Source organism: Streptomyces sp. NPDC006476, from assembly GCF_040612015.1.
Classification (GTDB): Bacteria; Actinomycetota; Actinomycetes; order Streptomycetales; family Streptomycetaceae; genus Streptomyces; species Streptomyces griseorubiginosus_B.
Map to the genome: position 1 here is coordinate 13,556 of NZ_JBEXPK010000055.1, position 26,135 is coordinate 39,690.

The following is a 26,135-nucleotide window of genomic DNA, read 5'->3' on the forward strand; positions in this document are numbered from 1 at the left end:
TGGAAGGAGGGGGATTCTCACGGCTCGCGCTGTGAGGGTTTCTGCTTCGTCGCCGACTGCCCGCCCGGAGTGCTCCGTTGAGGTCTTACACCAGCTCCACAGACAGACGCCGCCAGCCCGGCGGCCAGAAGGTTCTTCGCCGCGTTCACGTCCCGGCCATGGGTCGTGCCGCAGCCGCACGTCCAGGTGCGCACGTGAGCGGCATGCTCGCGGCGAGCCTGCCGCACGCGGAGCACAGGTTGGAGGAGGGGAAGAAGCGGTCCACCGCGATTACGTCCCGCCCGTACCAGCCGGCTTTGTACTCCAGCATGCTCCGGAACTCCGCCCAGGCCGCGTCGCTGATGGCACGGGCCAGGTTCCGGTTCCTGACCATGCTGCGCACGGTCAGGTCCTCGATCACGATCGTTTGATTTTCACGAATAACCGATGAACCGCAGTGGCCCGTTGGGCTTCTGGCCGCTCTCCTCCAGCAACTCGCGTACGGCCGCCTGACGAGGAGATTCCCCTTCCTCGATACGTCCACCCGGCAATTCCCACCGCTGGCGAAATCGATCGAAGACCATGAGGACACGGTCGGCGTGCCACAGGGCGACCAACGCCGCCGGCAGTGGCGCGTCACTCGGTGGCGCCGCCTCTGTCCCGCGGGCGAACGCGACCAAGACGTTGCCGCGATCGTCAACCGAGAGCGGTGGGTCCGTGGATGCAAACACCTTGCCATGATTCCCCGTCCACCGCCGCAGAGTCCGATCCGATCACACGACGGTGAGATACCGCGTCCCGAGCGATGAAGTTCGGGAACACCGCTCCTACGGGTCTCTCTTCGCCGGTGTTCGCAAACCTCTGTGTGCGGCTTGCCGATCCAACCGCACTCCCTGTGACCTGCTGCAGCACACCCCATGCAGGGTTTCGCGCGACGGGCAGAGGTTAAGAACTCAGGCTCAGCCCAGTGAATGGAGCTATCCGGGCCGGCTCGGACGCCGTGATCACCACTGCCACAGCCCGTCATCATCGCAGGGCAAGATCGCTCCGCCTTGAGCAGCACGGGCGTCCGCAACTGCACGCTCCGTACGTCAATGCCGGCTCAAGCGGCGATGTCGGATTCGGGTTGGAGTGCAGGGCCGAGCAGCAGGCCCCCGTCCAGGACGAATTCCGCGCCCGTAGCGAAGGATGCGTCCTGGGAGGTGATGAAGAGCAACAGGCGGGTGATGTCAGACGGTTCGGCGAGCCGGGGGATGGCGAAGGGATCGGGCGAGTAGAAGTCGGCGATGGGCGGCTGGCCCGCGACGGTGGGTTCGTTGATCAGCGGTGTGGAGACGACGCCGGGGTGGATGGAGTTGACCCGGATGTTGTCGCGCCCCAGTTCCAGCGCGGCCGTCTTGGTCAGCCCGCGCACGGCCCACTTGCTGGCGGTGTAGGGGGCGTAGAAGGCCGTACCGACGTGGGCCATGGTCGAGGCGATGTTGACGATGGTTCCGCCACCGCCTCTGCGCATCGACGGAGCCACGGCCCTGATGCCGAGGAACTGGCCGGTGACGTTGACGCTGAAGGTGTGCTCCCAGGTGCGGAGTTCGGTGTGCTCGATAGGGGCCGCCGGGTTCTGGACTCCCGCGTTGTTCACCAGGATGGTGACCGGCCCGAAGTGGCGTTCAACTTCTCGCACCAGTGCCGCCCAGTCGTCCTCGCTGGCGACGTCCAGGCGAACGGACAGGGCCCGATGACCGAGCTGAGCGGCGAGATCGCGGCCGGCTGCGTCGTCGCGGCCGGCAATGACGACGTTCGCCCCCTCGGCGTGGTAGCCCCGCACATGACTACTGCCCATACCCCCGCTGCCGCCCGTGACGATGACGGTCTGGCCTTCAAAGCGCCCCATGATGCTTCCTTCCAGACCTACATAGTGGTGAGCCGAGTGACTCACCTTCTCTCTCACGGTAGGAGCAGAGCTAGAGGCGAGTCAAGTGACTCACCTCGCAATGGGGGGCATACTGGAGGCCATGACGGCACAGCCTTCGGAATACCACCGGCGCGTGGCAGCGCAGAAGCGGACGTCCATCATCGAGGCAGCGACGAGGCTGTTCCTCGACTCCGGCTACGACGGCACCTCGCTGGCCCGCATCGCGGAGGCGGCCGGAGTGTCGAGGGCGACTCTGTTCAAGCAGTTCACGACCAAGGCGGCCCTGTTCGAGGCGATCGTCACCGAATACTGGAAGGTCGACGACGGGGAGGCGCCGCTTCCCGAGCCAGGGAACCTCCGCGCAGGGCTTGAGACCATCGGACGCCGATACGTGGCCCTTCTCACCCAGCCCGGCATGGCCGCCCTCTTCCGTATCGTCATCGCCGAGGTACCGCGCTTCCCCGAGCTCGGCGAGACCCAGTTCAAGCTCGGCAAGATGCCCTACTTCGAATCGGTCCGCCGCTACCTGGCAGCGGAGAACGCCGCTGGTACAGCCCGGCTCGACGATGCGGAGATGGCAGCGACCCAATTCCTCGGGATGATCTCCAACTACGTGTTCTGGCCGCGCATGCTGCTCGCACGCTGGGAGCCCGACGACACCGCCATCACCAACGCGGTCGACCAAGCGGTGCTGACCATGCTCGCCCGATACGGCGCGCCGGGGGCCCACGGCGCCTGAGAGTGGGTCCTGGCATGATCGCGGTCATGACCACTTCGATCGTGGAAGAGCTCGTTCTCCGGACAGCCGAGCAACATGCCGTCCCCGGGTCAGTAGCGCAGGAACTGCTCGCCGGCTCCCGGCCGTGCCTTCACCTGGTCCCCTTACACGGCCTGACGCGCGCCCAGCAGGAAGACGCCCGGCCCGCCGCACGCACGGGAGGCCTCCCCGTGCTGCCGGACGGCGTCGACTGGCCCGGTCGGCGCAAACCTCTGGTGCTGACCGTCGACTGTGCGGCGCTCCCTCATGAAGCCCTGGACATCGAACTGCCTCCCGAAGGCAGCCTGTTGTTCTTCACCGACATCGAGTACGAGCCGGAGTCGTCGGTGGTGCTCCATGTTCCCGCCGGCGCGTCGACCATGGAATGCTCGCCGACGTACGAACTCGACGGCGAGCCCGAGCAGGCCCGGGTCTACCAACCGGATGTTCTATATCCGGTCCCGGGGCTGACCGTCTCACCCGACTGGCGCGACGCCCCGGCGACCAGCGCGTTCTTGGACGCCGGCGCGGACCGCGACGGCATTCTGGACGACTTCGAGGACGCTGTGCGGAGAGCGGCAGCGGGCGGCGCCTCATACGGAGTCGCCGTCCAACTGGGCGGCTTCTCCAGTCCTTGGCAGTCGGCACCGGACGAGGGTGACCTCGTTCTCCTGGCGCAGATACACGGTCAGTCGATCGACCTCAACGTCTACACCCAGACCCTGATTGTTGGCACCCGCGAGGACATCGCCGGGCGCCGGTACGAAGCCTTGGAGTTCGAGCAGCAGGTCTAAATAGCGGCCACTTGCTCCCCGCGATGCTGGGGCTCCTCGATGTGACCCCAACCGACCGTGACCGTGAGACCGACAAGGTCATGGTGCTGACCTTGGCTTGCCCCGACCTGGAGCCCCGCCTGGGTGTCACTTTCCCACTGCCGTCCGTTGCTTGTCAGCGGAACACCCGCCGCGAAGTGGGCCGTCGCGGCGCTCGCGGATGCGGGGGTGCCGCATCCGCATGTGCAGCGGATTGGCTGCCCAAGCCGGAGAACGCTCACGGTGGAGTGCTGTCCGGGCGCTCGGCTCCGTCGAGCAACCCTCGGACGGCGTCGTTGAAGGCCGTCGTGTCGGTCAAGCCGAAGGCCACACGCTGGAGCAGGAATCCGTGAAGCAGGGCCACCAATACCCGTGCGCCGCTCTCCGGGTCCACGGTTTGGACAGTGCCCGCCGCTTGTCCGCGGCGCAGGGCGTCGGCGATGCTGCGACGGACCCTTTCGAAGCCCTCCAAGGCGCGGGCGTGCAGGCCGTCGTTGCGCAGCAGTTCCGGCCAGGTCTGCACGACGCACTGCAGCAGTTCCTCGACCGGCACCTCCTGCCCTGCGGCGTCCGTGACGGTCTGGGCACTCAGTGCCTGAAGGGAGGCGGCGACCAGGTGGCCCAGGGAGGGAGCGTCAGCGGCCGAGGCCACCCGCTCCATCGGCTCGAAGATCAGCCGGAAGGCGTCCGCGGCGATGGCCAGGATGATCTCCTCCTTGCTCGCGAAGTAGCGGTAGGGGGCACCCGCGGAAACACCGGCTGCGGCGGCGATGTCCGGCATCGAGGTCTGGTGGAAGCCTCCCCGCGCGAAACACCGGCGCGCTGCCGACACGACCTCCGCACGCTTGGCTTCCCGACGCTCGGGCGTGATCCGCGGCATGACCAGACCTCCCTCAAAGTGAATGATCTCTCATCTTGACATGGAACCATATCGGGCCCATCGTGAAAATGAAAGGTCATTCACGGAAGCGAGGATCTTGATGAGCATGGAGCTGACCATCGGCACCTACCGGTACGAGCACACCGAGGCGCTGTTCGACGGCCGCGTGAAGATCGACGGGATGGACGCCACCCTTGAGACGGAGCCTCTGGTCTCGGATCTCTTCCGGCACATGCTCGAAGGCCGGTACGACATAGCGGAACTCGGCTTGACCTACTTTCTGCGCACCTTCGACCTGGAGGACGCGCCATTCATGGCGCTGCCGATCTTCCCGAACCGCAACTTCCGGCACTCCGCCATCTTCGTGAACACCGAGGCGGGGATCGAGAAGCCACAGGACCTCGCCGGCAAGACACTCGGCGAGTTCGCGCTCTTCGGACACGACGCCGGCATCTGGCCCAAGGGCATCCTGTCGGACGAGTACGGCGTCACCGTCGACCAATGCCGCTGGGTCATCGGCGGCACCAACCATCCCATCCCCGCCTTCGACTGGCTCCCGCAGCCGGTGCCGGACGGCGTGCACGTGCGGCACGCCGACGACGGTCAGACCCTGGGTGCCATGCTCGAGTCCGGAGAGATCGACGCGCTCATCTCGGTCGACGTGCCCCAGGCCATGTTGCGGGGATCCACGAAGATCGCCCGACTCTTCCCCGACTACGAGAACGTCGAGCGCGACTACTACCGGCGCACCGGGATCTTCCCCCCGATGCACATCCTCGCGGTCCGCAAGGACCTGGTGCACCGTTTGGAAGATCTCCGCTCTGTCTACCGCGCCTTCGTCAAGGCCAAGGACCTGGCCCAACGCAAATACGTCGAGGACGCCGCGAAGCAGCACATGAGCCTGGTAACCCCCTGGTTCAGCAGCCTGTTCGAACACAACCGCAGCCTGCTCGGCGAGGACTGGTGGCCCTACGGCCTGCGCGCGAACCGCAAGGCGGTCGATACCTTCCTGCGCTACCACCACGAACAGGGCCTGTCCAAGCGCCTGCTGACCAGCTACGACATCTTCGTCCCCGAGTTCCTCGACACCTAACGTGACTCTGTCGGGGTCTTGGTGTCGGCGGAGTCAACTGCCCAGGGTTCGCCAGGACTTCGGGCGAGAGATCTCGCCCTGGTCGAGGTGGTTCTGGAAAGCAGTCGGCTGACGGGGTGTGGGGCCTCCTCAGCCGGTGACAGTACGCCAAGGCGCTCGATGTTGACGGCAATGACCATCAACACGTGCTGCACGTGCACCTTTCCCTGTCGTAGCGGTAGCGCCGCATGCCATGCACGTGGGCGAACTCGTTGACCGTGCCTTCCACTCCGGAGCGAACCGCGTATCGGGCCTTCCACTCGGGCGTCTGCTGTTCAGCGCGTACGCGGAGTTGCAGTCACGGAGCTCGCCCGGCGGAAAGCTCACGGTGCGGGCGCTGTCGGCGGTGCTGGTGCACTGCGTGCGTGCCGGGTGGGGACGGCACTGGCTCTTGGTGAACCGTGCCACGATCAGCGGGGCCGCGGTGGGCGAGGAGGTCGGGTAGGGGCCGTGCCAGCCCGCGCTGACCTGCCCCTGATGACAGGTCACCTGCTGACGATCGAGCCGTGGATCAGTGGAGGAGCTGGGTGACGTCGTTGCGGTTGCCGCCGGTCAGGGAGGCGGCCAGCGGGATGCCATGCGCTTCGGTGTCTCGGCGACCGCGGCGCGGGCCTCCGCGGACAGCTCGCCCGTGCTACCGGTTGAGACAGCGGAGGAGACGACGGTTTCCACGGCGGAGTCACGGCCTCCATCGTCGGCTCCCTGGGCGGCGGTTCTGGCTCCGGGTAAGGCAACTTGCCCGGTGTTCCAGAGACCTCTCGCGGGGCTCCCCCGTCGCGCGGGCCCGGACCAGCGGTGACGGGTCGATGTGACACCCCGATCAGAATGTCCGAAACATGGTGGTCATCAGCTCCAACCATCTCTCTTCCCTCTTTGTCTGACAGGGCATCGATGTGCGACACACAGGAACGGAAAGGGGCTGCTCACCGATGAGACGCTTGGCAACGGTGCTGGCCACGCTGGTACTGGCACTGACAGGGACAGGCGCCGTGCAGGCTGCCGCTGCACCACAGGCCGCCGCATGCGAGACGGCGTGGGGGAGCATGGCGAAGGCGGGACCCGGATCGCTCGCGATGGCCGGGGCGCTGGCGGATGTCCGCACCGGCCCTCACGCCTGCTACGACCGGATGGTTTTCGACATTCCAGGCATGACCACTGCCGATCCAGCCGGGTACTGGGTGCGGTACGTGCCCAGCTTCGCCCACATTCCGTCCGGGACCGGGATCCCCGTCGCGGGCGGGGCGGTCATCGAGATCAGGTTCACCGCGCCGGTCAACCAGTCGCAGTATCCGGTCGGGCTCGCCGATCCGCTGCCGGGGCTGGACTTCAGTGGCTACCAGACCTTCCGGGACGCGAAGTTCGGCGGCTACTACGACTCGGCTACCCACATCGGACTCGGTGTCCGGGCCAGGCTGCCGTTCCGCGTGCTGGTACTGCCCGGACGGCTGGTGCTGGACGTGGCGCACAACTGGTAACCGAGCCCAGGCCGGTCGCCGTCGACGCCGACCGCAACCAGCGGCCGCAGCAGAGCTGCGTTGCCGCGTCCGCACGAGGCGGTCACCGGCGGGCGGCGGGTGCGGCGGCCGTCGGCTGCGCACCGAATGGCATCCGAGGGAAAGGTCAAGTACGCAGGTGCACAGGAGGCCCGCCGCGACTGCCCTCCCCGGAGCTCGGACCTGGCACGTTAAAGGTAACGCCCTGTCACCACGAGCGGTGTGCATCGTGAAGTTGCAGGTCATGGGCCTGGTGCGCGCGGTCGGGGAGGCTGGTGCGGGTCGTGCGCTTCGTTCGATCCCGTTTCGTGGTGGGTGCGCAGGGTGAGTAGTCGGGTCGTCTGACGGCGTCACCCTGTGGGCGTGGCTGGATCCGGGCAGCCTCGTGACGTTAGTGCGGCACGTAGGTGAGGATGACCGTCCCGTTGTGCAGTCGCTTCTGGTCGGTGAGCCTAAGGTGCAGCCCTGTGGTGTCCACGTGTTCGAAGAGCCGTTGCCCTGAGCCGGCCACGACGGGCATGTACCAGAAGCGGAACTCGTCGATCAGCTGGTCTTGGATGAGCGTGGCGTCGAAACGAGTGGTGCCGTACTTGATGAGGTCCTTGCCTGGCTGGCTCTTCAGCTTCGCGATCGCGCCTGACGGGTCGGGGCCCAGCAGGGTGGCATTCCATGTCGTCTCGGTCAGTGATCGAGACGCGACGTGCTTGGGCATGGCGTTGATGCGGTCGATGTAGGGGTTGTCGGTGACGTGACCCCAATTCGCGTAGAACGTCTCGTAGGTCGTGCGGCCCATGACGAATGCCTCGTAGTTGTCGAGCTGTTCGAGCGAGTACGCCGAGGACTCGGCGTCGAAGAGGGCCCAGCTTTCGGGGGCTTCGATGACGCCGTCCAGCGTGACGAGCGTCGACTCGATGAGTTTACGCACGGTAGTTCTCCTGACTTTGAGTGGATGAGGGGGCGCTGCCCCAGCGATGCCAGCGATGGACGCGATGGTCAGTCGGCGGGGGCGGGTTCTGGGACTTGGCTTTGCGGGACGGTGGTGGCCTGGGTGATGTCGGTGCGCCGGATGAGGAGGAAGGCGATGGGGATGCCGGCCAGGGCGATGAGTCCGCAGACCCACAAGGCGGTGTGGAATCCGCCGGTGAGCGCGCCTGCGATGGCGTGGCCTTGGGTGTGGAGGTCGCGGGTGCGGGTGGCCGCCACGGTGGAGGCGATGGCGATCCCGATGGCGCCGCCGAGTTGTTGGGATGAGTCGATGAGGCCGGAGGCGACGCCGGCGTCCCGTTCGGTGACGCCGACCAGGGCTCCGATCGACACCGGGATGAAGATCCAGGTGACGGTGCCGGTGAGGAAGAAGGGGCCGGCCAGGTTCGCCCAGAAGCTTCCGTGGGCGGGCGCCTGGGTCGCCCACAGGATTCCGGTGCCGGTCAGGGTCAATCCGGCCGCCATCACCAGCCTGACCGAGGTGCGGGTTACCAGCACTTGCGCGGGGCCGGCGAGTGCTACTCCGGTCAGGCCGACGGTGAGCCAGGCGAGGCCGGTGTTCAATGCGGAGTAGCCGAGGACTTGCTGCATGTAGAGAGTGCCGATGAAGATGTAGCCGTAGAAGCTGGCGCCAAGCAGGAACCCGACGGCGTTGGACCCCGCGAGGGTGCTCAGCCTAAACAGCCGCAGCGGCAGTAGCGGTGCTTGTGCCCTGGCCTCGATGGCCACGAACGCGGCCAGCAGGGCCGCCGACGTCGCGAGCAGGGCCAGGGTCCGGGTGGCTGTCCACCCGGCGGTCGGCGCCTGCGAGATGGCGTACACCATGATCACGAGAGCGGTGGTCACGGCGATGGCGCCGAGCGGGTCGTAGCGGCGGTGTGCGTTGCGCAGCCTGCTTTCCGGCACTATGCGCCCGGTCAGCAGCAGCGCGGCCCCGCCGACGGCCACGTTCAGGTAGAAGATGTACGGCCAGCCGGCGTAACGGGTGAGGGCGCCGCCGGCCAGCACGCCGACGGTCGCGCCGCTGGCGCCGATGGCGCCCCACAGGCCGAGTGCCTTGTTTCGCTCGGCGCCCTCGGTGAACATGTTCATCACGATCGACAGGGCGGCGGGCAGCACCATGGCGGCGCCGAGGCCCTGGACGCCCCGCATGATGATCAGGAAGATGCCGCTGGTTGCCAGCGCGCAGGCCAGCGAGGCCGCGGTGAACAGCGCCAGCCCGGCTGTGAACACGCGTCTACGTCCGACCAGGTCGGCGGCGCGCCCGCCCAGCAGCAGGAACCCACCGAAGGTGAGGGCGTAGGCGGTCACCACCCACTGCAGGTCCGCCTGTGCGAAATGCATCTCGCGGCCGATCGTCGGCAACGCGACGTTGACGATCAGCATGTCGGCCGCCGTCATGAAGTACGCCACGGCGAGCAGCGAGAACGCCCGCCACCGGTACACGTGACCCGATGACGCGGCCTTGCCGCCGGCGAAGCGGTTGTCGGCGTCTACCCCGGTCATTGCTGCCTCCCGCTGTTCGAGGCCCCGGCGCGCCGTCGCCGGCGGAGGTCGTTCATGCGGAAGTCCTTGATGCGGTCGGTTGACGGCTCTGGCATCGGTCTCTCCTGGTCTGATCGGGCGATCTCAGGAGGAAGACGAACGGCGGCCGCCGAAACCGGACACGCTTCTAGAAGATTTTCAGGCTCTCGATCCGGCGCTCGAAGGCCGCCCGCTCGGCGGTGCTGCGGGCCAGTGCGATCGCGTGCTCGTAGTACTCCCGGGCTGCGGCGTGGCGGCCGGCCCGCCGTTCCAGGTCGGCAAGGGCCGCCCAGTAAAAGGGGTAATGGGACAGCTTGGGCTCTTCCGCCAGGGCGACAAGCTCGCGGCGGCCCTCCTCGACGCCGTCTCGTTCGGCCACGGCCAGCGCACGGTTGAGCGCCACGACGGGGTTCGGGGACTGCTCGGCGAGAAGCTGGTAGAAGCCGACGATCCGGTCCCAGTTCGTCTCCTGGACCGAAGGCGCGATCGCGTGCTCGCAGGCGATGCCGGCCTCCAGATGCCAACGGGACAGGTGATCCCCGGTGGCCGAGTGGGCGAGATGGATCAGACCGCGCTCGATACGCGCCCGATCCCAACGGCTTCGGTCCTGATCCTCGAGGGGGACGAACACACCGTGCTCGTCCAGGCGTGTGGCCAGACGGGCAGTGCCGAAGCAGAACAAGGCGGCCAGAGCATGCACGTCCGGATGCGCAGTCGCCCTGGCGTCCAGCAGCAACTCGGTGAGACGCAGGGCGTCCTCGCACAGAAAGGGACGTACCGGGTCCTGCGGGTTGCTGCCGTGATATCCCTCGTTGAACAGCAGGTACAGCGATCGCAGGACCGAACCCCGCCGGGTCTCGAGGTCGGGCAGGTCGTCCACATCGGGCAACCGGCCCAGTTCACGCAGGCGTCCGCGCCCGCGATGCAAGCGTCGATCGATGGTCTGCGTGTCCACCAGGAACGCTTGACCGATCTCCCTGGGCGACAGACCGCACAACCACCGAAGGATCAGCGTCACGTGCGTCTCGCGGCTCAGCCCGGGGTCACAAACAGCGAACATCATCGCCAACTGGCCGGCTGCCTCGGCAGCCGGAGCCAGGGCCGCCTCGAGGGTGTCGGTCAGCGCGGTAGTCGTTGCCAGTTCGGGCAACAAGGAGCGGCTCAGCTGTTCCCGGCGGATGATGTCGATCGCCCGGTTGTGAGCGGCTCGGATGATCCATGCCTTCGGGTCCTGCGGCAGCCCGAATCGCCACGCCTGCATCGCGCTCACCAGCGCATCATGGACGACATCCTCAGCCAGCGGGACGTTCGCGGGGCCCAGGACCCTGACCAAAGCGCTGACCAGGTGCGCATACTCCCTGCGGAACAGGTCCTCCACCAGTGCCGCAGATGAGGGCACCTCCGGCCCTTCGTTCACGGCGTCAGACCCGATAATCCTGGACTGGCCGTACCTCGACGGACCCGCCGAACTCGTACGTCGGGCACCCGCGCGCGACCTCGATGGCGTCTTCCAGACAGGCCGCCTCGAAGATCATGCTGCCGGTCACCAGATCCTTCGACTCGGCATACGGTCCGTCGGTGACCAGTTCTCGACCGCGAACCGTCGCCCCCAGACCATCGAGCGCGGTTCCGACGTTACCCCTGCCCTGTCCGGCCAACTCCTCCGACCAGCGATACCACTTCTCGACATGCGCCTGAAGCTCGGCCGGCGACAGGTCAGGACGCGAAACCGCACCCCCACGAAAGATCAACATGAACGTGCTCCGCGGGGCCTGGTCCTCTCCCGCAGGTTCCGCCATCACTGCCTCCACGTATCCCCCGCCAGGCGTGCCCAGCCCAGCGGCAACCTGGACCTTGCCCCAATGTCACACCAACAGCAACAAATCCAGCTCGAAAGCAATACCACATATCACTCGCCACCAAGAGGAAACGGGCCCGGCGCATACTCCTGCGTGCCCTCGCCTCACCGCTGCCCCTCGGCTGGGTCACCGCATCGATGGGAAGCGCTCAGGGCGCGGCACTGCCGGATGCGCTGCTCGAAGAGCTCAAGGCCGCCCTCGCTCGCCGCAGGTGCTGAACCGGCGGATGCCGGAATCGTTCCAGATGAGCGGGCGGGCGGTGGCCTCGTCCGGGGTGTCGGTGAGAGCAACGCGGGCGTGGGTGTGTTTGGGGTGGCGTCAGAAGTCTGTCAAACGGTTTCGGGCAGGGTTCGGGGTAGTCCGAAGCGAGTCATGACGCTGGTGTTGAAGCCGGTGATGGCGGTTACGTGGTCACCGGCGGTGGTGATGACCAACAGCGCATAGGCGCGGTGGACCCTGGCGTGGGGGTCTGCCAGGTACAAGGCGAGGGCGGGCTGGCCGTTGGCGCGGGTGGGGACCACGCGGTAGGTGCGACCCGGGCGGAAGGTGGAGGCGGTGAAGAACCGCCGGGCTGATTCGATGCCGCGGTATTCCAGCATGGCCGGGGGCATAGAGAGTCTCACGTCGGTGACCAGCAGTTCGATCAGGGCGTCCAGGTCGGCGCGTTCCAGGGCGTCGGTGAGTCGGGCGACGAGCCGGTGTTCGGCGGCGGTGTCGGGTTGGCGTGCAGGCCTACCGCTGCCGGTACTGCTGGAGTCGGTGCTGCTGGAGTCGGCGAGGTAACTGTCGACGGTGGCGCGAGCGCGTTTGAGGGCGCTGCTAACGGCTTCCTGGGTGGTGTCGAGCATCTGAGCGACTTCGGCCGCACGGTAGCCCAGGACGTCGCGGAGGACGAGCGAGGCGCGTTGGCGTGGGGGCAGCAGCTGCAGGGCTGTGATGAAGGCCAGGGAAATGGCCTCAGTGGTCTCGTAGCGGGCCTCCGGTCCGGGACGCTCGTCGACGAGGTGGTCGAGCAGGACGTCGGGGAAGGGCTCCAACCAGGGCGGGGCGTCGCCGGTGCCGGAGGGCTCGGGCAGAGTGGCCTCGGGTAGCGGCGGGGCGACGCGGGGGCGTCGGCTGTCGGCGCGCAACATGCTCAGGCACCGATTGGTCGCGATCTTGTAGAGCCAGGTCCGGAGCGAGGACTGCTGCCCGAAGCCGCCGAGGTAACGCCAGGCGGACACGAGGGTCTCCTGAAGTGCGTCCTCGGCGTCCTGCAGGGATCCCAGAATGCGGTAGCAGTGCACCTGCAACTCGCGGGAGTGGCCCTGGACCAGGTCGCGGAACGCGTTGTGGTCGCCGGCCCGAGCCCGGGCGATCAGGTCCGTCGTGTCCGTCTCCATCGGCATGCATCCTCGCTCTTCTTCTCTCCGCCGGGCGCGTTCGGCTCGCTCAACGATTAGGACGCCGCCGGGCTCACGAATTGGGCGGTGCCGGCGCGCCCAATTTCATGGCGATGCCGGCGTCTACCCGGTTGGAGGCGGTCCCAGTCCGGGGCGCGCCCCGGAATCAGAAGAGGATCAAAGATCATGGCCAAGTACGTTTTCTCCTTCCGTGTGCCCTCCGACTACACGCCCGACGCCGGGACGGCGGCCGAGTGGCAGGCCTGGTTCGCCGGGCTGGGCTCGGCCCTGGTGGACGTCGGCAACGCGGTGACCGGTTACGCCTCCCTCGGCGAGGTCGGCGGCAGCGGCTCCCGGATGGTCGCCCACTCGGTGGTGTCCGCCGAGGACATGGACTCCGCGCTGGCGCTGGCCAAGGACTGCCCCGTGCTGCGGGTCGGCGGCGGGGTAGAGGTCGGCCCCGTGATGGAAGCCGTCGGGTCGTGAGCGGCGCCATGACCGCATCGACCGCGCCGCCCCAGGGGTCGTTCCTGGCAACCGGGCGCGGCAAGATCACGCTGGCGCTACTGTGCGCGGTGACGTTCCTGGACGTCGTGGACGGCTCGATCGTGAACGTGGCGCTGCCGACCATCCGTACGCATCTGGGCTTCTCGGTGCAGAACCTGCAGTGGGTGGTCAGCGGCTATCTGATCACCTATGGCGGGTTCCTGCTGCTGGGCGGTCGGGCCGGGGACCTGCTGGGGCGGCGGCGGCTGCTGATCGCCGGGACCGCGCTGTTCGCGGCCTCCTCGCTGGCCTGCGGGTTGGCCGACAGCCAGGGGCTCCTGGTCGGCGCCCGGCTCGCCCAGGGCTTCGGGGCCGCGATGATGTCCCCGGCCGCGCTGTCCATCCTGACCACCACCTTCCAGAACTCCGACCGGCACAAGGCGCTCGGCGTGTGGGCCGGGATCAGCGGACTGGCCGCCGCGGTCGGAGTGTTCTTCGGCGGGCTGCTCACCCAGGACCTCGGCTGGCGGTGGGTGTTCTTCGTGAACCTCCCGCTGTGCGGACTGGTGCTGTTCGGGGTCTTCCGGATCCTGAAGGCCGACCACGCCCGCTCCGTGCCGGGCGGTTTCGACGCGGTCGGCGCGGCGCTGGTCACCGCGAGCATGCTGCTGCTGATCTTCACCTTGGTGAACGGCCCGGACGAGGGCTGGGGTGCGCGACGCACCATCGGCGGGCTGGCCGCCTCGGCGGTCCTGATGACGGCGTTCGTGGTCAACGAGCAACGGCGCGCCCATCCGCTGGTCCCGAGGTCGATCTTCCGGATCAAGGGCCTGGCCGCGGCTGATGCCACCCAGGTGATCGCCTGGGCCGGGTTCTACTCGATGTTCTTCTTCGTCACTCTGTACATGCAGAACGTCCTGGGCTACTCCCAGCTGCGGACCGGGGTCTTTTATCTCCCGGTGAGCGTCGGCATCGGGTTCGGTTCGGCCGTGGCGACGAAGATGTTCGTGCGGACCGGTACCCGTCCGATCATCGTCTCCGGTGCACTGCTCGCCGCCGGCGGCATCCTGTGGCTCTCCCGCATCCCCGTGGACGGCACCTATCTCGGCAACCTGCTCGCCCCGCTGGTGGTCGTGGCGGCCGGGCTGGGGCTGCTGTATGCCGGTGTGCAAACGGCCGCGAACGCGGGCGTGCCGGAGGATCAGGCCGGATTGGCTGCGGCCCTGATCACCGCCTCTTTCCAGCTCGGGTCAACACTCGGCCTGGCGGTGTTCACCGGGATCGCGACCAGCCGCACCAGCCAGCTGCTGGCCGCCCACACCCCGCCCCCGGAGGCACTCACCGCCGGATTCCAACGGGCCCTGCTCGTCAGCGCCCTCTGCCTCGTGGCAGCCGCAGCCATCGCGCTGGGTGCCTCCAACACCCGCGGCGAACCCGCCGCCACAACAGAGACCCAACACGACCTGGAACGCTCCTACGACCCCGCATGACACAGCACAACGGAGTTCCGGGGATGGCGTTCAACGCCATCCCCGGAACTCCGTTGACCGTCGGGCGCACGACTATGCCCATCCTTCTCACCCCTCCGAGTCCCACAGAGTTCCGTGGGTCGCGTGGATGCGGTCCTCGGCCCGCGCCCGCCTGGGGTGCCGAAGCTCGACTGCGCGATCGGGGCGCCGGTCGTGTTCGTCGCCAAGTAGGTCAGCTGCATCCCGTCGGCGTAGGAGAAGCGCAACTAGGCACCGGGTGGGGCCGTTCCGTACGGACGATCAGCCGTATGTCCGGCGGCCAGCCCTTCAGCACCTGTCCCGTAGTCGTGTGAGTGGCCCCGGCAATCAGCCAGTGGACAACCACCCCCGTCCATCGCCACCCCCGGCTCGACAACGTACTTGAGCGACGTAACCACCCTCCAGCAGACGGCCCTACTCCTCTTGGTGGTGCTGACGCACTGTCCGGGTTCCTACCTGCCGTCGAACAAACTGCGCTAACCAGACCACCGGGTTCCGGCCTGCCCCCGCGATCCGAACCCCTGGTAGGGGTGCCCGCCCCGGCGGGCGCCACAGCACGTCTACGAACAGGCTCATCCCGTGCCCTCTTGTCCCGGGACGGCCTCCCGTCTGTGCGGTCGGACTCGGGAGTTCAGGGCTGATGGCGATCGTGCTGGGACAGGTAGAGGGGACTGATCTGACGCCAGTAGTTGTGCACGAGATCTTCGGCCTCCTGCGCCGCCCGCTGAGCGCACGGCGCGTCCGTCGGCAGCCCCTGCCCGGCCTGGGCGGCGGCGGAGCCCATGCGCCAGGCAGCCCTCAGCGTCGCCCGACGTGAGGCACGGCGGTACGCAGCGGCAGTACGCGGGCTGCCGTTTCGGCCCGCCAGGCACCACCGCGCGAGCAGAATCACTGCCACCGCCGACAACGCGCTGGCTGCGTACATCTCATCACCGGCCACCGGTTCCTCCTGCCGGACGCATGGACCGTGCCGGATTCCTGTGCCCCCGAATCGCATTCTCAACGTCACCGTTGGGCTAAGAAATCCTCACAGCCGTCGCCGGGCCGTGGTGGGCAGACGCCGGGCGCGCGGTGCGCGTGTCCCGATCCCCGGCCGCGTCCGCGCCGCCGCCCATCCCGCCCGGGCGATGGTCAAGGCGCGTCGCAGGAGTAGTACAGGCAGCAGCTCACGCCCGGGCCCGGTGTGCGCGACTCGCCGGGGCGCGGGTCGTACAGCGACCGCCCGCCGGGGACCTGTCCGAGTTCGGTGGGCAGGGCCACGCCGTCGTAGACGTCTTCGGTCAGCCACCCGTGGATGTCCAGCAGCACGCCATCCAGCGGCCGGCCGACCAGTTCGGCGTAGGTCCGGTGCGGGAGCGGGTCGGGATTGGGGGCGTCGTGGTCCGCGCCGTAGACGCGTCCGTTCAGCAGCCGCTCACGCCGTTCATCTGATCAGCGTTGGAGCGGCCACCGACAACGGGAGGTGCCCAGGGCCGCCTTGGGCCTGCCTGCGTGGTCGGCCGCGGCTTTCCCGGGTCAGGTGCGGAAGCGGCAGAGCCAGCCGCCGGCCTTCTGCGCGGCGGCCTTCGTGAGCCGCGTGGCCGAGGCCCGGGTCGTCGACGGTGCCGCCCTGCTCGGCGGTCCCGCGACTCTCGACGAGGCCTGACAGCCAAGTACTCCAGCCGGACCAGCTCCAGACGTAGCGCCCACCGGCAGAAAAAGCGTCAACCGCCTGATCAAGCCCACGCGGCAGCTCAGCCCCGTTCCAGCGAAAACGGGTCCACCGTGCCGAGCACACGGTCCTCCCCGCCAACGCACTCTTCGAAGCCTTCGGTGCCGTGCTTCGCGAGGCCAGGGAGCGGGTCAGCGGGTGTGCTTGGTGAAGGTTCCTCGCCACACTTGGAGGGTGCCGTCGCCGAGGGCCGTGGCGTAGTTGATGACGCGGGTGTAGCCGTCGTCCAGGAGCATCGGCAGCGCTGGTCCGGTGGGTGGGCCGTCGGCGAAGGTCTTGGTGAACCAGTCCTGGGCCCAGGCCGTTTCGTCAGTCCATTGGGTGGTGCTGAAGCCGGCCTTGGCAATTGAGGCGTGCAGTGCGTCCGCGGTGACGACGAAGCTGTCGGTGCCGTCGAGTGACCATGGCATCGGCCAGGGCAGGTCGGCCTCGCCCGGCTGACAGACCTCCCAGACGGCCAGGCGGGCGCCGGGGACGAGGCAGCGGCCGATGGCGGCGTACCAGGCGGTCTTGTCCTGGATGTTCATCTGGACGTGCATGGTGATCGCGGCCTGGAAGGGGGCGTCTGGTTCGAAGGTGGCGAGGTCGCCTGCCCGGAATTCGACGAGGTCGCTGAGGCCTGATTTGGCGGTGAGGCTGCGGGCGGCCTCGACGTAGGCAGGGGTGATGTCGATGCCGGTGACGCGACTGCCGGTACGACGGGCGATCTGCCGGGCTGGGCCGCCGAGTCCCGAGCCGGCGTCCAGGACGGCGTCGTCTCCGGTGAGCGCCAGGCTGCTGATCAGCAGGTCGACTGCGTCGCCGCCGCCGACGTGGAACTGGTCGAGGTTGTCCAGCGCACCGCCGGCCGCGGCGTCGAAGTCGGGATGCTCGGCCAGGAGCCGGTCGATGGTCCGGCTGACGCCGGTCTCTTCGTAGGTCATGGCACAGAGTCCTCTCAGTGGGTGGCTGTGTCGGCCAGTTCGCCCGGCTCGGCTGCCGGTTCGCGTTGTGGTGCGGGTTGTGCGGGCAGGAAGGCGGCCGCGAGCAGCGCGCCGGCCACGGCGACGGCTCCGGCGACGACGCATCCGATGGCGAGGCCGTGATCGAAGGCATTGGTCGCGGCGTGCCGTAGGGCGTCGGCGGGGCCGCTCTGGCCGCTCGTGGTGAGCCGGTCGGCTACGGCGTACGCGGCTCCGATCGACTGGTGGGCCGGGGCGGTCAGGGTGTGCGGCAGTGTGGCGGGCAGGAAGTGGGTGAGCCGTGAGTCGTACAGCGAGGCATAGACGCTGCCGATGACGGCCACGCCGAGGGTGCCGCCGAGCAGGCGGGTCGAGTCGTTCACGGCGGAGCCGACTCCGGCCTGGTTGATGCCGACCGCCCCCATGATCGATTCGGTGGCCGGCGCGGTGGTCAGACCCATCCCCAGGCCGTAGACGACCATTTGGATGGCGATGATCCCGTAGCTCAAGGTGGGTGTGATGTCGCTGGCAACCCAGAAGTAGAAGATCGCCTGGAGAGCCGCTCCGGCGGTGACGACGGACTTGGTGCCCAGCCGTACCGCGAGCCGGGTGCCGACGGTCGATCCGATGGCGACGGAGACGGCGACGGGCAGCAGGTGCACGCCGGTGGACAGCGGGCTGTAGGTCCGGACGAACTGGAAGAACTGCGTCATCAGGAAGATGAACCCGAACAGCGTGAAGAATGAGATGGTGACCGCGGCGCTGGCGGCGCTGAAGCGCATGTCGCGGAACAGTCGCACGTCCAGCATCGGCTGGTCGGTGCGGCGCTCACTGATGATGAAGGCGATCAGCACGAGCACCGCGCCGCCGAACCCGAGCAGCGACGGCGCCGACGTCCAGCCCCGGTCAGGAGCCTCGATGATGGTGTAGACGAGCAGCGCCATGAAGCCTCCGGACAGGACCAGGCCCAGCGGGTCCAGCCGGTGCGGCACGGGGTCCTTCGACCTGGGCACGAACCAGGCGACCAGCGCGATGACGCCCAGCGACACCGGCCCGAGCGTGTAGAAGACGCTCGACCAGCTGTAGTGCTCAAGCAGGTAGCCGCCCACGATCGGGCCGAGGGCGATGGCCGCCCCACCGGTGGCCCCCCATAGGCCGATGGCCAGTGCCCGCTCGTTGCGAGTGGTGAACACCCCGGTCAGCAGTGACAGCGTGGCCGGGAACGTCATCGCCGCCCCCAGGCCCATGACGGCACGGGCGGCGATCAGCTCCGACGGGGACATGGCATACCCGCCGACAAAGCTTGCCAGGCCGAACACCACCAGCCCGGCCACCAGCATGCCCTTGCGGCCGTACCGGTCGGACAGGCTCCCGCAGGTCAGCAGGAGCGCGGCGAAGACCAGGTTGTAGGCGTCGACCACCCATTGCAGCTGCGCCGTTGTCGCGCCCAGTTCGCGGGTCAGCGTGGGGAGCGCCACGTTGACCAGCGTGGTGTCGAGATTGATCACGAACGATGCCGTCAGCAGCGCAGTGAGGACGAGTGGTTTGGAAGGCGGGCCAGTCATGGTTGAAGACTACGCCCGGGTGGTTTAGTTTCTCAACCGATGAGTTTGAGAATTAAATCTGCGCAGGTTAGGCTGAGCGAATGCGAAGCTACGGCCAGTACTGCTCGATCGCCCGGGCCCTCGATCTCGTGGGTGACCGCTGGACTCTGCTGACCGTCCGGGAGTTGCTGCTACAGGGCCCATGCCGGTTCACCGACCTGAAGCGCGGGCTGCCCGGCATCGCGACCAACCTGCTGTCGACCCGCCTGAAGGAGCTCCAGGACGCCGGGCTCATCAGACGCGAGGACGCGCCTCCGCCCATCGCCACCGTCCTGTATTCCCTGACCGAGGACGGGCTGGCACTGGAACCGGTGCTGAAGGCGCTCGGACTGTGGGGACTGCGCACCATGGCCGAAGAACGGCCCGACGACGCATTCCAAGCACACTGGCTCGCCTACGCCCCCGGCTGGTTCACCACCGACGCCGACCCAGACGCCCCCCCGGAGGTCATCCAGCTCATCGCGGGCGACCAGCAAGCCGTTGTCGACGTCGGCGGGGGGCAGGTCCGCACCCGAGTCGGCCGTATCGACGACCCCGACCTGATCCTGGAAGGCCCACCCCGCGCCATCCTCGGGCTGCTCACCGGCGTGATCGACCTCGACCTCGCCACCGCACTCGGCCTGACCGCCAAGGGCCGCCGCAACGTGCTCGCCCGCCTCAAGCCTGCCACCGAGAAACCGGCAGCCGCGCCAACCAGAACCTGAGGCTCGACGCCGACCCGCCGGCGCAGGGCTGCCTGTTTGGTCAAGGCCGCATACGGCCTCGCACACGGCTGCAGCCAGGGCGCAGAGGGTGAACGAGATCGGCGCGAGGTTCCTCCAGGCCAGACCATGCCTCGTCGACCGGCGCGGTGTTTGCCGCCGGGGGCAACGGCACCACCTTCCTGGACGACGCCGACTCTGCCGACCTCGCTGACCGGCTGCGCTCACACACGAGCAATTCCGTCACCGCCGCACAATGGCGCCATCACGCGCCAGAAGTTCCCCAGCATGCCCCGCACCCATGGCGTCCGACGAGGGAGACCACCTCGCCGACGTTTTCACCGGCTGCGAGGCACACCATCCCGCCGGACATGACGCGGTTCTACTTCCACGGCTTTTACAGCGGCATCTGGCACACGCTGCGCTGGACCCACGCGCTGTGCGAGGAGATCATGCGGGAGGTGTGCGCTGGTTTCGACGTGGAGCTACGGGAGTTCAACGGCGAGGCCGATCATGTCCACCTGCTGGTGCACTACCCGCCGAAGGTCGCCGTGTCCAAGCTGATCAAATCCCTCAAGGGCGTCAGCTCCCGATCCCTGCGGGCCGAGTGCACCGGCCGGATCAACCGCATCGGCATGGGCTCCGTCTTCTGGTCCCGCTCCTACTTCGCCAGCTCGTGCGGCGGCGCACCGCTCACAGTGATCCGTCAGTACCTCGAGCAGCAAAAACGTCCACTGTGACCTGCGGGCCAGAGCAGTCCTGAGATGCGTTTCGGGCGCGGGCGTCGCGCGGGTCGGCGATGCCGCGCAGAGGGGGCAGACCGACAGTGGCGGCGACGCGGGCCGCGTCAGTTCTCGTCGGGCGTCCAAGCCGCGACCAGGTCCAGCAGGCCGGGGAAGCGTGCGTTGAGGTCGTCGATCCGGACGTGGCTGCGGCGTTCCAGGCCGTACTGGCGCTGCCGGGTGATGCCGGCCTCGCGCAGGGCCTTGAAGTGGTGGGTCAGCGAGGACTTGGGGCGGTCGAAGCCGAACCACCCACAGGTGTGGTCGAACTGCTCGGATTCCAGCAGGAGTTTCTTCACGATACGCAGCCGCAGTGGGTCACTCAGGGCGCCCAGCACGGTCTCCAGGCGCAGGTCCTCCAGCGCGGGCTCGGGCAGCGGCTCGGGCAGGTCTGCGGGCTCCGGCAGCACCTTGAAGTCCGGCACCCGTACGGACGCCGGACGCGCCGTGGAAGGCATAGACAGCTCCTCATGACCCGAATCCTATGTACGACTCCAATCGTACTGCATGCTATGTTCGAGAAAACTCGTACTGCGCTAGCAGGAGGGATCTGTCATGTCGGAGAGTCGAACCGCGCCCCTGAAGGTGGTGGGCGAGCGGGAAACCGCGGGGAAGGAGCCGTCGAGGGCGTCCGCCTCCCCCGCTCCCACCTGGTGGGTATGGCTGGCCGCCTGGCCGGTGACGGCAGTCTTCGTCCTGTCCAACGCGGCAACGCCGCTGTACGTACTGTGGCAGCGCGAGATCGGGTTCTCCAAGGGCACCCTGACCGTGATCTTCGCCTTCTACATCGTCGGCCTTCTCGGTTCGCTGCTCGTCTCCGGCGTCGTCTCCGACCGGCTCGGCCGCAAGACGGTCCTGCTGCCCGCCCTGGGCCTCGCCCTGGCCGCCTGTGTCATCTTCGCGACCGCGTCGACCGTGGCCGCCCTGATCGTGGCCCGGCTGTTCACCGGCATCGCGGTCGGCGCGGTCGTCTCCGCGGGCATGGCCGCCGTGACGGACGTGGCCGGCCAGCACCGCAAGCGGCTCGCGGCCCTGCTCGCCTCCTGCGCCATGGTCTTCGGGGCCGGCCTCGGCCCGCTCCTCGCGGGCGTCCTGTCCGAGACTGTGCCAGCTCCCACCGTCACCGTCTTCGTGGTGGAGATGGCACTGCTCGCCACCGCGGTCCTCGCCGTGCTGCGCATGCCGGTGCGCCGCCCCGCCGCACCCGCCAAGGGCGCCTGGATCCGCGTCCCGGGCGTCCCGCACGGCAACGGCCTGCAACTCACCCTCGGCATCGCCGTGTTCGCGCCCGGCATCACCGCGACGTCGTTCGTGCTCTCGCTCGGCCCGTCGCTGCTGTCCGGCCTGCTCGGCACCACCAGCCGGATCGTCGCCGGCGCCATGGCGTTCGTGATGTTCCTGGCCGCCACTGGCGTGCAGTTCGCGGTGCAGAAGCTGCCCCGGCGCACCATCCTGACCGCCGGGGCGATCAGCACCATGCTCAGCATGATCGCGCTCGCCACCGCCGTGCACACCTCGTCGGTTCCCGTGCTGATCGCCTCCGCGCTGCTGGCCGGGGCCGGCCAGGGCATGGGGCAGCTCGGCGGGCTCTCCCTGCTCAACCACAGCGTTCCGGCGCAGCGGCTCGCCGAGGCCAACGCGGCGCTCAACGTGGGCGGTTACGTCCCGGCGGGCGTGCTGCCGGTCTCGGCCGGCTACCTCAGCGACGCCATCGGGCTGACCAACGGCGCGACGGTGTTCGCCGTCGTCCTGATGAGCCTCGCGGTCATCGGCGGCCTGGTGGTCGTCGCTTCCCGTCGCCGGGTCGCCGAGCCCGCGTGAGCGCTCGATACCCCGACACCCCCTCCCGCGGCGCACCGCAGCACCGGCTGCGGTGCGCCGTCGTGCCGGACGCCCCTCACCCGCGGATCGCATGGAAGAGCAGCTCGCTCGACTCGGCCCAGCGGTCCGGCACGTCCGTCCGGCCGTGCAGCACGTCCGAGATGTGCTGGGTACCGAAGAAGGCGGAGACCAGCACCCGGGCGGCCGCCCCCGGCTCGACCCCGTCCCGCAGTTCGCCGGCCTCCGCGGCGGCGACCAGCAGGGACTCGAGGATTTCCGTCCAGTCGACGTACGGCGTCGGCAGCTCGGCGTCGATCTGCGGGCGCTCGATCTGCAGTCTCGCCCCCGCCTGCACGATGACGTCGTCACGGAAGGCCAGGGCCGCGCGCTCCAGCAGCTGGGCGGCAGTGTCGAGCGGCCCGTGACCCTCCGCCACCACCTGCTCCAGCAGCGCCGGCCAGCGCGCGTAGTGCTCCTCCACCACGGCGACGGCGAGGACTTCTTTGGTCGGGTAATGGAAGTACACTGCCCCCTTGGTCATCGCCACCCGGTCGGCCACATCCTGGACCGAGGTGTGGCGGAATCCGTGCCGTGCGAACAGTTCGGACGCCGCGGTCAGCACCAGCTGCCGGGTGCGCGCGGAGCGGTCCTGCTTGGGGTCGGGCCCCCTTCTGGTGACGATCTTCTTGTGGACGAACGAGGAATACGCCGACTTCGGCTCCACCATGGCTCAGTTCCTCTGTGTGTGGCGGCTTCCACCGGCCGGTTCCGGCTGCCGCGGGTGCGGACATGACTGGCGCGGCTCGGCAGACGTATCTGGCCAGGATGTCTGAGAACACGCTCCACAAGAAACCTTCCGGAAGGTATCTTCCTTCAGGTCGCTTCCCGTGGGAACGGGACGATAGCGGGCCCACTCCCGCTGCCGCGACTTGGGGAGGAAGCAGAACGTGCATTTCGTGCAACCACTTGCCCTGCCGTCGGAAACCCACAGCCTGCAAGACCCTTGGCCCACTCTCCGTTTCGACCAACCCGTGCCGCGCGAGACGGTGCACAAATCCGCCACCGCGGAAGTGCTGCTCACCGATGCGGCCCGCCTGGACGCGGGGCGGTTCGCCGTGGCCGCCGCATGGCACCGCGACCACTTCCTGGACGACCTGGGCGGCCGGGCCGTCGATCCGGTGCTCCTCGCGGAGACGGCACGGCAGGCAGCCATCCATCTGTCGCACCGCTTCCACGGCGTGCCCCAAGGCCACCACTTCGTGCTCGGTGAGCTCGCCGTCGAACTCGACGGTCCTCTGCCCGCGCCGGACACCGCACCCCTCACTCTCGGTCTCGACGCCCAGTGTCTGCGCGCGCCGCAGCACCCGCGCCGGACAAAGCTGGAGCTGGACGCGACGGTGCGCACGCGGCACCGGCGGCTCGGGCGGGCCCGGGTGCGCTGGGAGGTGCTGGAGCCGCACCGTTACGCGCTGCTCAGGAAGCGCGGCACGGCGGACGCCGGCGCGGAACCGGCACCGAAGCCCACCAGGGCCGTACCCCTGGCACCGTCCCGCGTCGGGCAGCAGCAGGACCGCGACGTCCTCCTGTCCGCCGATCCGGCGCGAGCGGACCACTGGTGGCTGCGCCTGGACCTCGATCACCCCGTCCTGTTCGACCACCCGTCGGACCACATCCCGGGCATGGCACTGGTGGCCGCCTTCCGGCAGGCCGCCCTCGTCACCACCGCCGACCCGGCACGGTACGTGCGGTCGCTGATCACCCGGTTCACCTCGTTCGGCGAGCTGGACCTGCCGGTGTCGGTCACCGCGGAGCACGTCGGCGACGCGGCTAGCACTGGGCGCGCGGTCGAGATCCTCCTGCGGGCCGAGCAGGGCGGCCGCGAGCTCGCGTCCACCCGTGTGGTGTGCGCGCTGCCGTGCGCCGACCATCGGCTCGCCGGAGCGACATGCTGACCGCGCGGCGGACGGATCCAGCTCCGGCACGCCCGGTCCCGGAACGGGCCGGCCTGACAGAACTCGCCCGCCGCGCGGCGCTCCGGGCGGAGGAGCAGCGCAGGCTGACTCCCGAGGTCGCGGCCGCCATCTCCGCAGCCGGCTTTCCGCGCCACTTCGTGCCGGGCCGCTGGGGTGGCGCGGCCGGAGAGTTCGACACTCTGCTGACCGGCGTCGCTCAGGTCGGGGAGGCCTGCGGTTCTGCGGCATGGTGTGCCGCGCTGTACGCCGCGCACGGTCGGCTGGCCGCCTATCTTCCTGTCGAGGGACAGCACGCGGTCTGGGAGCGGGGCCCCGATACCCGGATCGCCGCCGCAGTCGTACCGCCCCAGGGCAGTGCCGTCGTTGACGACGACGGCGCGTGGCGGCTCACCGGTGAGTGGCGGCCCGCCAGCGGGGTGGACCACGCCGACTGGGTGCTGCTCGCCTCGTGGACGCCCGGCGGCGCCGGCCCGGAGCACCGGATCTTCGCCGTGCCCCGGTCGGAGCTGCGGGTGGTGGACACCTGGCAGTCGTCGGGGCTGCGGGGCACGGGAAGCAACACCGTCATGGCCGACGGGGTCCGGGTACCGGGCCACCGCTCGTTCACCCTTGACGCCCTGCTCCGCCCGCTGCCCGGCGCGGCCCGCTGCCACACCGTGCCCTACCCGATGGTCGCCGGCCTCCTCTTCGCTGCTCCCCTCCTCGGTATCGCCCGGGGTGCGCTGCGCGCCTGGACCGACGAGCGGACAGGTGCCGCGTCCCCGCACCCGGCGACGCACACCGTGCTGGCCGAGGCATCGGCACAGATCCACTGCGCGGGGCTGCTCCTCGGCGGCGCGGCCGAGCGGGCCGACCACGCGGAGATCAACGCGCTCGCGGTGGCCGAGAACCGCAGGGACTCGACGGCGGCGGCCGCCCTGTGCCGGAGGGCGGTGGACGCCCTCTTCCGCGCATCGGGTCTGCGGGCCCAGGCGCCGGACCATCCTCTGCAGCGGGCCTGGAGGGACGCGACGGCCGCCGCGGGCCACGCCACGCTCGATCCCGACGCGGCGGCCCGGGCGTACGCGGCGGCGGTGCTGTCCCGGGAGCAGGGCGGCCCGCTGTGACCAAGGCACCACAGCTGCGGCCCGTGGCCTTCTTCGACGTCGACGAGACCCTGCTGGCCGCGAAGACCCTGCTCGACTTCTGGGATTTCTGGGCCGCTTCGGGCGCCTGGGCGCTGCCCGCCCGCGTCCCCGATCTGCGGGAACGCGTGGCGGCGGGCGAGGACCGCGACACGCTCAACCGTGAGTACTACCGACGGTTCGCCGGGGTGCCCGTCCGCACGCTGGCAGCGGTGGCACGCCGCTGGTACGACGGCCACCGCCGGGGGCCGCGGGCGTTCGTGACGGCTGCGGTGGAAGCCGTCGCATGGCACCGGGCCCGCGGCCACGAGGTGGTCCTGGTGTCCGGTTCCCTGCGCCCGCTCCTGGAGGCGGTGGCAGAGGACTTCGGTGCCGCTGCGGTGCGGTGCGCCGAGCAGGGCGTAACGGCCGGCGGACTGCTCACCGGGGAGGTGGACCGGCCGATGATCGGGCAGGCCAAGGCCGACGCGGTCGCGGCCGTCGTCCGCGAGCGCGCGGTGGGCGCAGAGGACTGCTGGGCCTACGGCGACCACGTGAGCGATCTCGCCATGCTGCGGTCGGTCGGGCATCCGGTGGTGGTCGGCGGCTCTCCCCCGCTGGCGACGGAGGCCGAGCGGGCCGGCTGGACACGGCTCAGCGGGCGCACGGGGCCGCGCCGGGCGGTCACGCGCGCCCGGTGCTCCGTCGCGACCTCGGAAAACAGCCGATGACCGGCCGGTTTCGCTCTCCTCAAAAACATTCCTTCGCAAGGGTATGTTTGTCCTCTCGCC

The 26,135-nt window shown here is 68.9% G+C and carries 27 protein-coding genes and 3 pseudogenes; 13 read left to right on the forward strand and 17 right to left on the reverse strand.

What is annotated here, in order from left to right; translation table 11 throughout:
- Positions 1-17: 17 nt before the first annotated feature.
- The 3 genes and pseudogenes from ABZZ74_RS39520 to ABZZ74_RS39530 all read right to left on the reverse strand — a co-directional run.
- Positions 18-424: pseudogene (locus ABZZ74_RS39520) on the reverse strand (RNA-guided endonuclease TnpB family protein); the annotation flags it as partial.
- The gene (locus ABZZ74_RS39525; RefSeq protein ID WP_356773581.1) at positions 414-563 is read right to left on the reverse strand and encodes an NUDIX domain-containing protein; all 150 of its coding nucleotides are present in this window, start codon (positions 561-563) and stop codon (positions 414-416) included. The pseudogene ABZZ74_RS39520 and the gene ABZZ74_RS39525, both read right to left, overlap by 11 nt.
- Positions 564-1,081: 518 nt before the next feature.
- Positions 1,082-1,870 (reverse strand): SDR family NAD(P)-dependent oxidoreductase, encoded by a 789-nt coding sequence (locus ABZZ74_RS39530; RefSeq protein ID WP_356773509.1) that lies wholly within the window; start codon positions 1,868-1,870, stop codon positions 1,082-1,084.
- Positions 1,871-1,991: 121 nt separating this feature from the next.
- Here ABZZ74_RS39530 and ABZZ74_RS39535 point away from each other — a divergent pair, with 121 nt between their 5' ends.
- Both ABZZ74_RS39535 and ABZZ74_RS39540 read left to right on the forward strand, forming a co-directional pair.
- Positions 1,992-2,630, forward strand: a complete 639-nt coding sequence (locus tag ABZZ74_RS39535) for a TetR/AcrR family transcriptional regulator (protein WP_356773511.1) — start codon at positions 1,992-1,994, stop codon at positions 2,628-2,630.
- 26 nt (positions 2,631-2,656) lie between these two features.
- On the forward strand, positions 2,657-3,442 hold the full coding sequence (locus ABZZ74_RS39540) for a DUF1963 domain-containing protein (protein WP_356773513.1): 786 nt from the start codon (positions 2,657-2,659) through the stop codon (positions 3,440-3,442).
- A 256-nt stretch (positions 3,443-3,698) separates the two neighbouring features.
- Here ABZZ74_RS39540 and ABZZ74_RS39545 read toward each other — a convergent pair whose 3' ends face one another.
- On the reverse strand, positions 3,699-4,340 hold the full coding sequence (locus ABZZ74_RS39545; protein WP_356773515.1) for a TetR/AcrR family transcriptional regulator: 642 nt from the start codon (positions 4,338-4,340) through the stop codon (positions 3,699-3,701).
- A gap of 100 nt (positions 4,341-4,440) precedes the next feature.
- On the opposite strand from ABZZ74_RS39545, the gene ABZZ74_RS39550 reads away from it, so the two are divergent.
- Positions 4,441-5,433, forward strand: coding sequence for a 4,5-dihydroxyphthalate decarboxylase (locus ABZZ74_RS39550; RefSeq protein WP_356773517.1), 993 nt, complete (start codon positions 4,441-4,443; stop codon positions 5,431-5,433).
- A 178-nt stretch (positions 5,434-5,611) separates the two neighbouring features.
- On the opposite strand, the gene ABZZ74_RS39555 is transcribed toward ABZZ74_RS39550, so the two are convergent.
- Complete coding sequence (locus tag ABZZ74_RS39555) at positions 5,612-5,770, reverse strand: transposase (protein WP_356773583.1); 159 nt, start codon at positions 5,768-5,770, stop codon at positions 5,612-5,614.
- A gap of 631 nt (positions 5,771-6,401) precedes the next feature.
- On the opposite strand from ABZZ74_RS39555, the gene ABZZ74_RS39560 reads away from it, so the two are divergent.
- Positions 6,402-6,947 carry a hypothetical protein gene (locus ABZZ74_RS39560; protein WP_356773519.1) on the forward strand — a complete coding sequence of 182 codons (546 nt, stop codon included), beginning with the start codon at positions 6,402-6,404 and terminating at the stop codon, positions 6,945-6,947.
- Positions 6,948-7,356: 409 nt separating this feature from the next.
- Here the strand turns inward: ABZZ74_RS39560 and ABZZ74_RS39565 are convergent, their stop codons facing one another.
- The 5 genes from ABZZ74_RS39565 to ABZZ74_RS39585 form a co-directional block, all read right to left on the reverse strand.
- Positions 7,357-7,890, reverse strand: coding sequence for a dihydrofolate reductase family protein (locus ABZZ74_RS39565; protein WP_356773521.1), 534 nt, complete (start codon positions 7,888-7,890; stop codon positions 7,357-7,359).
- Between the two features lie 68 nt (positions 7,891-7,958).
- Positions 7,959-9,455, reverse strand: a complete 1,497-nt coding sequence (locus ABZZ74_RS39570; protein ID WP_356773523.1) for an MFS transporter — start codon at positions 9,453-9,455, stop codon at positions 7,959-7,961.
- 166 nt (positions 9,456-9,621) lie between these two features.
- On the reverse strand, positions 9,622-10,890 hold the full coding sequence (locus tag ABZZ74_RS39575) for a sigma-70 family RNA polymerase sigma factor (protein WP_356773525.1): 1,269 nt from the start codon (positions 10,888-10,890) through the stop codon (positions 9,622-9,624).
- Between the two features lie 4 nt (positions 10,891-10,894).
- Positions 10,895-11,227 carry a YciI family protein gene (locus ABZZ74_RS39580; RefSeq protein WP_356773527.1) on the reverse strand — a complete coding sequence of 111 codons (333 nt, stop codon included), beginning with the start codon at positions 11,225-11,227 and terminating at the stop codon, positions 10,895-10,897.
- A gap of 434 nt (positions 11,228-11,661) precedes the next feature.
- Complete coding sequence (locus tag ABZZ74_RS39585) at positions 11,662-12,714, reverse strand: sigma-70 family RNA polymerase sigma factor (protein ID WP_356773529.1); 1,053 nt, start codon at positions 12,712-12,714, stop codon at positions 11,662-11,664.
- Between the two features lie 186 nt (positions 12,715-12,900).
- Between ABZZ74_RS39585 and ABZZ74_RS39590 the strand changes: the two genes are divergently transcribed.
- Together ABZZ74_RS39590 and ABZZ74_RS39595 are read left to right on the forward strand one after the other, a co-directional pair.
- Complete coding sequence (locus tag ABZZ74_RS39590; RefSeq protein WP_356773531.1) at positions 12,901-13,200, forward strand: hypothetical protein; 300 nt, start codon at positions 12,901-12,903, stop codon at positions 13,198-13,200.
- Positions 13,201-13,208: 8 nt separating this feature from the next.
- Positions 13,209-14,690, forward strand: a complete 1,482-nt coding sequence (locus ABZZ74_RS39595) for an MFS transporter (RefSeq protein WP_356773533.1) — start codon at positions 13,209-13,211, stop codon at positions 14,688-14,690.
- A gap of 120 nt (positions 14,691-14,810) precedes the next feature.
- On the opposite strand, the pseudogene ABZZ74_RS39600 reads toward ABZZ74_RS39595, so the two are convergent.
- The 3 genes and pseudogenes from ABZZ74_RS39600 to ABZZ74_RS39610 form a co-directional block, all read right to left on the reverse strand.
- Positions 14,811-15,012, reverse strand: a pseudogene (locus tag ABZZ74_RS39600) (IS1380 family transposase); the annotation flags it as partial.
- 327 nt (positions 15,013-15,339) lie between these two features.
- On the reverse strand, positions 15,340-15,648 hold the full coding sequence (locus tag ABZZ74_RS39605; protein ID WP_356773535.1) for a hypothetical protein: 309 nt from the start codon (positions 15,646-15,648) through the stop codon (positions 15,340-15,342).
- A gap of 191 nt (positions 15,649-15,839) precedes the next feature.
- Positions 15,840-16,118, reverse strand: coding sequence for a hypothetical protein (locus tag ABZZ74_RS39610; RefSeq protein WP_356773585.1), 279 nt, complete (start codon positions 16,116-16,118; stop codon positions 15,840-15,842).
- Positions 16,119-16,227: 109 nt separating this feature from the next.
- Between ABZZ74_RS39610 and ABZZ74_RS39615 the strand changes: the two genes are divergently transcribed.
- On the forward strand, positions 16,228-16,353 hold the full coding sequence (locus ABZZ74_RS39615; RefSeq protein ID WP_356773537.1) for a hypothetical protein: 126 nt from the start codon (positions 16,228-16,230) through the stop codon (positions 16,351-16,353).
- 197 nt (positions 16,354-16,550) lie between these two features.
- On the opposite strand, the gene ABZZ74_RS39620 is transcribed toward ABZZ74_RS39615, so the two are convergent.
- Positions 16,551-17,342 carry a class I SAM-dependent methyltransferase gene (locus ABZZ74_RS39620; protein WP_356773539.1) on the reverse strand — a complete coding sequence of 264 codons (792 nt, stop codon included), beginning with the start codon at positions 17,340-17,342 and terminating at the stop codon, positions 16,551-16,553.
- A 14-nt stretch (positions 17,343-17,356) separates the two neighbouring features.
- A complete protein-coding gene (locus ABZZ74_RS39625) occupies positions 17,357-18,925 on the reverse strand; it encodes a DHA2 family efflux MFS transporter permease subunit (protein WP_356773541.1) in 1,569 nt (522 codons plus the stop codon).
- A gap of 80 nt (positions 18,926-19,005) precedes the next feature.
- On the opposite strand from ABZZ74_RS39625, the gene ABZZ74_RS39630 reads away from it, so the two are divergent.
- Both ABZZ74_RS39630 and tnpA read left to right on the forward strand, forming a co-directional pair.
- Positions 19,006-19,668 (forward strand): helix-turn-helix domain-containing protein, encoded by a 663-nt coding sequence (locus tag ABZZ74_RS39630; protein ID WP_356773543.1) that lies wholly within the window; start codon positions 19,006-19,008, stop codon positions 19,666-19,668.
- A gap of 440 nt (positions 19,669-20,108) precedes the next feature.
- Positions 20,109-20,405 (forward strand): annotated as a pseudogene (gene tnpA, locus ABZZ74_RS39635) (IS200/IS605 family transposase); the annotation flags it as partial.
- Positions 20,406-20,512: 107 nt separating this feature from the next.
- Here the strand turns inward: tnpA and ABZZ74_RS39640 are convergent.
- Positions 20,513-20,905 (reverse strand): ArsR family transcriptional regulator, encoded by a 393-nt coding sequence (locus ABZZ74_RS39640; protein WP_356773545.1) that lies wholly within the window; start codon positions 20,903-20,905, stop codon positions 20,513-20,515.
- A 97-nt stretch (positions 20,906-21,002) separates the two neighbouring features.
- On the opposite strand from ABZZ74_RS39640, the gene ABZZ74_RS39645 reads away from it, so the two are divergent.
- On the forward strand, positions 21,003-22,268 hold the full coding sequence (locus ABZZ74_RS39645) for an MFS transporter (protein WP_356773547.1): 1,266 nt from the start codon (positions 21,003-21,005) through the stop codon (positions 22,266-22,268).
- Between the two features lie 76 nt (positions 22,269-22,344).
- On the opposite strand, the gene ABZZ74_RS39650 is transcribed toward ABZZ74_RS39645, so the two are convergent.
- The gene (locus tag ABZZ74_RS39650) at positions 22,345-22,995 is read right to left on the reverse strand and encodes a ScbR family autoregulator-binding transcription factor (protein ID WP_356773549.1); all 651 of its coding nucleotides are present in this window, start codon (positions 22,993-22,995) and stop codon (positions 22,345-22,347) included.
- 304 nt (positions 22,996-23,299) lie between these two features.
- Between ABZZ74_RS39650 and ABZZ74_RS39655 the strand changes: the two genes are divergently transcribed.
- The 3 genes from ABZZ74_RS39655 to ABZZ74_RS39665 are packed head-to-tail and all read left to right on the forward strand — an operon-like array spanning position 23,300 to position 26,075.
- Positions 23,300-24,220, forward strand: a complete 921-nt coding sequence (locus ABZZ74_RS39655) for a ScbA/BarX family gamma-butyrolactone biosynthesis protein (RefSeq protein ID WP_356773551.1) — start codon at positions 23,300-23,302, stop codon at positions 24,218-24,220.
- Entirely contained in the window at positions 24,214-25,347 is a 1,134-nt protein-coding gene (locus ABZZ74_RS39660) for an oxidoreductase (protein WP_356773553.1), read from the forward strand. The genes ABZZ74_RS39655 and ABZZ74_RS39660 overlap by 7 nt, the downstream gene beginning before the upstream one ends.
- The gene (locus tag ABZZ74_RS39665; protein ID WP_356773555.1) at positions 25,344-26,075 is read left to right on the forward strand and encodes an HAD-IB family hydrolase; all 732 of its coding nucleotides are present in this window, start codon (positions 25,344-25,346) and stop codon (positions 26,073-26,075) included. The genes ABZZ74_RS39660 and ABZZ74_RS39665 overlap by 4 nt, the downstream gene beginning before the upstream one ends.
- The last annotated feature ends 60 nt before the right edge of the window (positions 26,076-26,135 follow it).

Excerpts from the sequence above, each read along its gene's own strand:
- ABZZ74_RS39525 (WP_356773581.1), bottom strand. The coding sequence starts at position 563 with ATGGTCTTCGATCGATTTCGCCAGCGGTGGGAATTGCCGGGTGGACGT.
- ABZZ74_RS39530 (WP_356773509.1), bottom strand. The coding sequence starts at position 1,870 with ATGGGGCGCTTTGAAGGCCAGACCGTCATCGTCACGGGCGGCAGCGGG.
- ABZZ74_RS39535 (WP_356773511.1), top strand. The coding sequence starts at position 1,992 with ATGACGGCACAGCCTTCGGAATACCACCGGCGCGTGGCAGCGCAGAAG.
- ABZZ74_RS39540 (WP_356773513.1), top strand. The coding sequence starts at position 2,657 with ATGACCACTTCGATCGTGGAAGAGCTCGTTCTCCGGACAGCCGAGCAA.
- ABZZ74_RS39545 (WP_356773515.1), bottom strand. The coding sequence starts at position 4,340 with ATGCCGCGGATCACGCCCGAGCGTCGGGAAGCCAAGCGTGCGGAGGTC.
- ABZZ74_RS39550 (WP_356773517.1), top strand. The coding sequence starts at position 4,441 with ATGAGCATGGAGCTGACCATCGGCACCTACCGGTACGAGCACACCGAG.
- ABZZ74_RS39560 (WP_356773519.1), top strand. The coding sequence starts at position 6,402 with ATGAGACGCTTGGCAACGGTGCTGGCCACGCTGGTACTGGCACTGACA.
- ABZZ74_RS39570 (WP_356773523.1), bottom strand. The coding sequence starts at position 9,455 with ATGACCGGGGTAGACGCCGACAACCGCTTCGCCGGCGGCAAGGCCGCG.
- ABZZ74_RS39580 (WP_356773527.1), bottom strand. The coding sequence starts at position 11,227 with ATGTTGATCTTTCGTGGGGGTGCGGTTTCGCGTCCTGACCTGTCGCCG.
- ABZZ74_RS39585 (WP_356773529.1), bottom strand. The coding sequence starts at position 12,714 with ATGGAGACGGACACGACGGACCTGATCGCCCGGGCTCGGGCCGGCGAC.
- ABZZ74_RS39590 (WP_356773531.1), top strand. The coding sequence starts at position 12,901 with ATGGCCAAGTACGTTTTCTCCTTCCGTGTGCCCTCCGACTACACGCCC.
- ABZZ74_RS39595 (WP_356773533.1), top strand. The coding sequence starts at position 13,209 with ATGACCGCATCGACCGCGCCGCCCCAGGGGTCGTTCCTGGCAACCGGG.
- ABZZ74_RS39620 (WP_356773539.1), bottom strand. The coding sequence starts at position 17,342 with ATGACCTACGAAGAGACCGGCGTCAGCCGGACCATCGACCGGCTCCTG.
- ABZZ74_RS39625 (WP_356773541.1), bottom strand. The coding sequence starts at position 18,925 with ATGACTGGCCCGCCTTCCAAACCACTCGTCCTCACTGCGCTGCTGACG.
- ABZZ74_RS39630 (WP_356773543.1), top strand. The coding sequence starts at position 19,006 with ATGCGAAGCTACGGCCAGTACTGCTCGATCGCCCGGGCCCTCGATCTC.
- ABZZ74_RS39640 (WP_356773545.1), bottom strand. The coding sequence starts at position 20,905 with ATGCCTTCCACGGCGCGTCCGGCGTCCGTACGGGTGCCGGACTTCAAG.
- ABZZ74_RS39645 (WP_356773547.1), top strand. The coding sequence starts at position 21,003 with ATGTCGGAGAGTCGAACCGCGCCCCTGAAGGTGGTGGGCGAGCGGGAA.
- ABZZ74_RS39650 (WP_356773549.1), bottom strand. The coding sequence starts at position 22,995 with ATGGTGGAGCCGAAGTCGGCGTATTCCTCGTTCGTCCACAAGAAGATC.
- ABZZ74_RS39660 (WP_356773553.1), top strand. The coding sequence starts at position 24,214 with ATGCTGACCGCGCGGCGGACGGATCCAGCTCCGGCACGCCCGGTCCCG.